The sequence below is a fragment of the Pseudomonas sp. JDS08PS003 genome (genome assembly GCF_045013505.1).
Taxonomy (GTDB): Bacteria; Pseudomonadota; Gammaproteobacteria; order Pseudomonadales; family Pseudomonadaceae; genus Aquipseudomonas; species Aquipseudomonas protegens_B.
Genome location: NZ_CP120724.1, coordinates 2,522,338 through 2,529,144, shown reverse-complemented (window position 1 = coordinate 2,529,144; position 6,807 = coordinate 2,522,338). Strand labels below are relative to the sequence as shown.

Annotated in this window: 1 protein-coding gene; it reads right to left on the bottom strand. The window is 67.5% G+C overall.

What is annotated here, in order from left to right:
- Positions 1-285: 285 nt before the first annotated feature.
- Positions 286-6,666, bottom strand: a complete 6,381-nt coding sequence (locus P7C00_RS11705; RefSeq protein WP_404939094.1) for an amino acid adenylation domain-containing protein — start codon at positions 6,664-6,666, stop codon at positions 286-288.
- Between the last annotated feature and the right edge of the window lie 141 nt (positions 6,667-6,807).

Here is a 6,807-nt window from a genome sequence, read left to right as displayed (position 1 = left end):
GTCGTAACCTGCCTGAGAATTCGGAAATGGTTGAAGAGAACGTCCTTGTTTCAGATGCAACCTTTCAGAGGCGGCGCAGGGCCCGAACGCTGAGCGGCCAGCGGCTTGGGCAAACGCCGCAGACACTGATCCCGCCAGGGCTCCCGGCAGCCTGGAAACGCTAAAACATCCGTTCTTGAGTGTCTGACATGGGAAGCCGGGACACGGCCCCGGCGCTGTCCCGGTCCTGCCGATGCCACGGCGAGCGCCGGCCCTGGGGCCGGCCTGCCGGGCCCCAGAGTTGGTTCAGAGACGCCGCTGGCGCTTGAGCTGGGGAATGGTGGTGGCGGGAATCTCCAGGCGCTGCAACTGACCCAGGGTATGGGCCGCCAGTGCCGCCAGGGTCGGCTGGCTGAACAGCAGTCGGGCATCGGCATGCAGGCCCTCCTGGCGCATGCGCGCCACCAGGCTGACCGCCAGCAGGGAATGCCCGCCCAGCTCGAAGAAGTGGTCATGACGCCCCACCCGCTCGACCTGCAACACCTCGGCCCAGAGCCGCGCCAGGGTCGTTTCCAGCTCGCCCTGGGGCGCCTCGAACTCGCGGCTCAGCACCGCGTCTTCCCCGGGTTCCGGCAACGCCTTGCGGTCCAGCTTGCCGTTGGCACTCAGGGGCAGCGTTGCCAACCGCACATAGGCGGCCGGCACCATGTACTCCGGCAACTGCTCCAGGACATGGGCCCGCAACGCCTCGATACCCGGCGCCGGCTGGTCCGGGTGCAGGCTGAAATAGGCCACCAGGCGCTCATCGCGCATCAGCACCGCCACCTCTCGCAGGGCCGGGTGTTGCGCCAGCCGTGCCTCGATCTCCCCCAGTTCCAGGCGCAGCCCGCGCAGCTTGACCTGGAAGTCGTTGCGGCCGAGGAACTCCAGGTCGCCGTCAGCGTTGTAGCGCACCAGATCGCCACTGCGGTACAGCCGGTCACCGGCCACGAAGGGGCTGTCGATAAAGCGCTCGGCCTGCAGCTGCGGCAAGCCCAGGTAACCCCGGGCCACGCCGACGCCGCCAATATGCAACTGGCCGCTGACCCCCAGGGGTACCGGCTGGTCATGGGCATCGAGCACATACAGCCGGGTATTGGTAATGGCCCGGCCGATGGGCAACTGCACCGCCGGTACAGGGGCCCCGGGCTCCAGGGTCCAGGCGCTGCTGTCCACCGTGGCCTCGGTGGGACCGTAGACGTTGTGCAGACGGGCCTTGGGCAGGCGTTGCTGGAACAGCCGGGCGATGGCCTCGGTGAGCTCGCCACCGCCGCAGAAGACGTCGGTCAGGCTGTGGCACTGTCCGCTCTCCTGCAATTGCAGGAACTGCAGGAGCATCGCCGGCACGAACTTGATCATGGTCACCTGCTGCGCTTGCACCAGCTGCGCCAGGTAGCCTGGATCACGCTGGCCATCGGGCCGCGCCAGCAGCAGGCGCATGCCGCTGACCAGGGGCCAGAACAGCTCCCACACCGAGCCGTCGAAACTGAACGGGGCCTTTTGCAGCAAGATGCCGCCCGGGCATTGCCCACACAGTCGCGAACTCCAGTGCATCAGGTTGCCCAGGCCACGGTGCTCCACCATCACCCCCTTGGGGTTGCCGGTGGAGCCCGAGGTGTAGATCACATAAGCCAGGTGCCTGACCCCGAGCCCCGGCACCACAGGATCATCCTCGGCCGGGTGCTGCCAGCGGTCGCGGTCGAAATCGATCAGCGGCACGGCCTGAGCCTGCAGCAGCGCGCGGGTGGGCTGGTGCACCAGCACGACCAATGGCTGGCTGTCATTGATCAGGAAGCTCAAACGCTCCAGCGGGTACTCCGGGTCCAGGGGTACATAGGCGCCACCGGCCTTGAGGATGCCCAGCAGGCCGATGATCATTTCCAGGCCGCGCTCGACGCAGAGCCCGACTCGCACGTCCGGCCCTACCCCTTGCTCGCGCAAGTGATGGGCCAGCTGGTTGGCCCGCTGGTTGAGCTGGGCATAACTCAAGCGTTGCTCGCCGGCCTGCAGGGCAATGGCCTGGGGCGTGCGGCGGACCTGGGCTTCGAACAGCCCGTGCAGGGTCAGCTCGCTGGGGTAGTCGGACGCGGTGGCGTTGAACGCCAGCATCTGCTGCCGATACTCCGCCGCCGGCAGGATGGACAGGCTCTGCAGCAGGGTCTGCGGTGCCTGCTCCAACGCCTGGACCAGCCCCTCGAGGGCGCAGCTCAGGTAGTCCAGCAGGCGCTGCGCGCCGATCCGCCGAGGCGCCCGAGCCCCCAGGCGAAAGCCCGGTTCCAGGTCGTCCACCGCCAGCATCAAGGGGTAACTGAGCACTTCTTCGCTGCTCAGCAATTGCGCCCCCGGCACCCCTTGCAACAGGGCCTGGGCGTCGGCGGCGACGTTGTGCCGGTAGTTGAGCAAGGCATTGAACAGCGGAGTCGGTGCCGCCACGCCGCTGCAACGCTGAGCCAGGGACAGGGGCCCCTGCTCATGGGCCAGCAGCGTGCTGAGACGTTCCTGGGTCTGGCGCAGTCCGGCAGCCACCGTCAGCCCCGCCAGCTCCAGGCGCAACGGCAAGGTGTTGATGAACATGCCCAGGGCCCGGTCCGCTCCCGCGCCGGCCTGCAAGCGACCCAGCAGCACGGTGCCGAACAGCAGGTCCTCGCGGCCGCAGGAGCGTCCCAGCACCAGCCCCCAGGCCAGGTGGAACAGGCTGGCGGCACTGACCCCGAACTGCCGCACCTGATGGCGCAGGCGCTGGCTCAGGTCGCGGTCCAGCAGACCGCTGGCGTGTTGCTGATCCACCTGCTCGCCGGGACGCTCCTGCAACTCGAAGGCCAGGGTCGGCTGGTCCACCCCGGCCAGGTATTCCCGGAAGAACGCGGCATGGGCTGCCTGCCCCAACCGCGTGCGAGCCACGTAGTCGCGGTAGGCAAAGGCCGGCGCCAGTTGCTGTTGCCGGCCGTTCATATGGTCGGCAATCTGCGCCATCAGCAACGCTGTGGACGTGGCATCGTTGACCAGATGATGAAAGCGCAGCAGGGCGATCCAGCGCTGGTTCGGCCGGTCCTCGGCCCAGGCCAGGGCCAGCAGCGGTGCCTGGCGGATATCCAGCGGGTGGTGCCGAGGGTGGTAATGCTCGCGCAACTGCTCCGCCAGCGAGCCGCCCGCGGCCTGCGGCAACCACTCCTCCAGCGGCAACCGGGCCTGGCGCCAGACCACCTGCAGCGGCTGCTCTGCCGCATCCCAGACCAGGCTGGTGCGCAGAATGTCATGGCGGTCGATCACCGCCTGCAGGGCCTGGGCGAAGGCGTCCAGGTCCTCGCGACGGGAAAAGGCCAGCAGCGCGTGCTGCTGGTACGGGTCATGCCCGGCAAAGGTCATGTGGTGGTAGAGCAAGCCCTCCTGCAACGGCGCCAGGGGATAGATGTCCTGCACGTTACTCACGCCGCCGGGAACCGTGGCCAGCACCCGGTCGATGCTTTCCTGGTCCAGGTCCACCAGGGTCAGCATCTGCGGGGTGATGCGCCGGCAATCGGCAGGTACGCCATTGGCCGGGATCGCCACGTCCTGCCGGCCCTCCACCGCCGCAGCCAGACTGGCCAGGGTCGGCTGGCCGAACAGCACCCGCACATCGGCATGCAGCCCCTGCTCCTGCATCAGCTGGATCAGTTGCAGGGCCAGCAACGAATGGCCGCCCAATTCAAAGAAATGGTCATGGCGGCCCACCTGTTCCACCTGCAGCACCTGGGCCCAGAGCTGGGCCAGGGTGGTTTCCAGCGGGCCCTCGGGGGCCTGGTACTCGCGGCTGACCAGGGCCTCGGGGCCGGGTGCGGGCAAGGCCTGGCGATCCAGCTTGCCGTTGGCAGTAAGGGGCAATGCATCGAGCCGTACATAGGCCACGGGCACCATGGCGTCAGGCAACTGCCGGCGCAGGAAGTCCCGCAGGTCGCTGATCGGCACGGCCTCGCGGGCCGTGAACCAGGCCACCAACTGTCCGTCCCGGGCCTGGACCAGCACGTCCTGGAGCACGGGATGGGCGCCCAGGCGGGTTTCGATTTCTCCCAGCTCGACGCGCTGGCCACGGATCTTCACCTGGTCGTCATTGCGCCCCAGGTACTCCAGGCAGCCGTCGTCCAGCCATCGAGCCAGATCGCCGGTGCGGTACATGCGCGCACCGGGCCGGGCGCTAAAGGGATCGTCGAGGAAACGCTCGGCCGTCAGCTCGTCGCGATTGAGGTAACCCCGGGCCACCCCGTTGCCACCGATGTAGAGTTCGCCGGCAATGCCGATGGGCAGCGGGCGTTGTCGCTCATCCAGCAGGTAGACCTGGGTATTGGCGATGGGCCGGCCGATATGCAGCGGCTGCCCGGCCTCGATGACCCCGGAGGTGGCCACCACCGTGGTTTCGGTGGGGCCGTAGTTGTTGATCAGGGCAAAGCGCTGTTCCTCGGGCAACTGACGCAGGCGATCGCCGCCGATCAACAGGGTGCGCAGGGTCGGATGACCGAGCCGCTGGCTGAAGGCGTACTCCGCCACCGGCGTGGGCAGGAAGCTCACCTGCAACGGCTGGGCCCGCCACCAGGCGAGCAACCCATTGAGGTCTTCGGGGCCGTCACTGGCCGGGGCCAGGTGCAGGGTCGCCCCGGCGCACAGGGCCGGCCAGACTTCCCAGGCCATGGCATCGAAACCGAAGCCGGCGAGGCAGGAGGTGTGGCTGCCGGCCTGCAGGTCGAAAGCCCGGCAATGCCAGTCCACCAGGGCCGACAGGCTCTGGTGCTCCACCATCACGCCCTTGGGCAAACCGGTGGAGCCGGAGGTGTAGATCACATAGGCCAGGTGCTGCGCCGTCAGCCCGGGCACCTGGGGAACGAGCGCCGAGCCTGACTGCCACTGAGGGTCGTCCAGCTCGATCAGCGGCACCGCCAGGGCCGGCAGGCGCTCGCGCAAACCGGCCTGGGTCAGCACCGCCACCGGCCCGCAGTCGTCCAGTAGGTAGGCCAGTCGCTCAGGGGGATGCGCCGGGTCCAGCGGTACGTAACAGGCGCCGGCCTTGAGAATTGCCAGCAGGCCGACCAGGGTCTCCAGGCTGCGCCGGGCCAGGATCGCCACCCGCTGATCGGGACCGACCCCAAGCCCTTGCAGGTGCACGGCCAGGGCATTGGCCCGGCGGTTGAGCTGGTCGTAGCTCAGCGCTTGCCCCTGGGCGACCAGGGCCACCGCGCTCGGGGTGCGCTGGGCCCAGGCCTCGATTCGCTTGTGGATGCGCTGCTCGCCAGCCAGTGGCTGACAGGTGGCGTTCCAACTCTGCACGCGCGCGCTCTGCTCTGCGGTCAGCAGCGAAAACTGCTGCACCGGCAAGGCCACGTTCGCCAGCCCCTGCTCCAGCACATGGATCAGGCAAGCGGCCAGCGCCTCGATCTCGTGGGGCTGGAAATACCCCGAGTCGTAGACGTAATGCATCCAGGCGTTGTCGTCGAAACTGTTGCTGCGCAGGTGAATGGCCAGGGGCGTCGGCTCGTGACGATTGGAAACTTTCACCGACGAGGCCACGGCATCGCCGTAGCGGTATTGCATGTCCTCCAGTTCATAGGACAGGGTCAGTTCGAACAATTGCCCGCGGTCTTCACGCAGCAAACCAAGGGCACGATTGAGCTCGCTCAGGGGAAAACGCTGATGGCGGAAATCCTGCTTGAGCACATCCCGCACCGCCACCACCAGCGCTTCGAAACTCAGCTCACGGCCGAAGTCCATGTGCACCGCACTGACCTGGGTGAAGGAGCCCACGGTCACCTTGAAAGCGGCGTTGGGCCGGTTCAGCACCGGCATGCCCAGGACCCACTGGTCGCGCTGGCCGATGCGGGTGAAATACACATGCAAGGCCGCCAGCAGCACATGGAAGGCCGAGGCCCCGGTGCTTCTGCCCAGGGCTTTCATCCGCTCATGCAGGGCTGCGGGAAAGGCCTGCACCAGGGTCGCCCCGGGCGTCCCGGCGTCCTGGCCCGGGCGGTAGCGCGGGCGCAGCAGCGGCTCCGGCAGGCTCTGGTACTTGGCCAGCCAGTAGTCCCGGTCCCGGGCATAACGGCTGGACTGCTGGTAACGGACATCGTCTTCGATGAAATCGACAAAGGACGGTGCGGCAGGGCCGGGTTCTTCGCCCCGCGCCAGGGCGCTGTAGAGATCACCCACGGATTGCGACAACTGGGCGAAGCCCCAACCGTCGAGGATCAGGTGATGGGCCTCGGCCTCCATCAGGTGATGCTCGGGGCTCAAGCGAAACAGCGAGAAACGGCACAGGCGTTCGCCGCTGAGCTTGAACGGCTGCTGCATCTGCCAGTGAATCCGCGCCAGCGCAGCGGCCCGCGGATCGGCCTCGGCGGACAGATCATGAAAGTCCATCTGCACCGGCCAGTGGCGGTCGAAATACTGCAACGGCAGGCCGTCGCTGCTGCCCTCCAGGGACAGCACGGTGCGCAGCACGTCATGCTTGCGCACCACCTCCTGCAACGTGCGCTGCATCAGCGCGGGCTGGATCGGCCCCTTGAGGTCGGCATAACCGCCGATGTTGTACAGCGGCGAGTCGCCGCGGCTCAGTTGATCCAGCCAGATATCCCGTTGCCCGGTGGTCAGCGGCAAGCCTTGGGCAGGCACCGGCCCGGCGCTCATGACAGCACCGGCGCGGAACATCCAGCAGGCAGCGCACCGTGGATGGCAAGGGTGATTTGCGCGACGAAGTCGGCCATGGCAAAGGCAGAAAAACGCGTCATAAGATCCTTCTCATGTGATGGGCCCGGGCACCGGCGTTCG

Excerpts from the sequence above, each read along its gene's own strand:
- P7C00_RS11705 (WP_404939094.1), bottom strand. The coding sequence starts at position 6,666 with ATGAGCGCCGGGCCGGTGCCTGCCCAAGGCTTGCCGCTGACCACCGGG.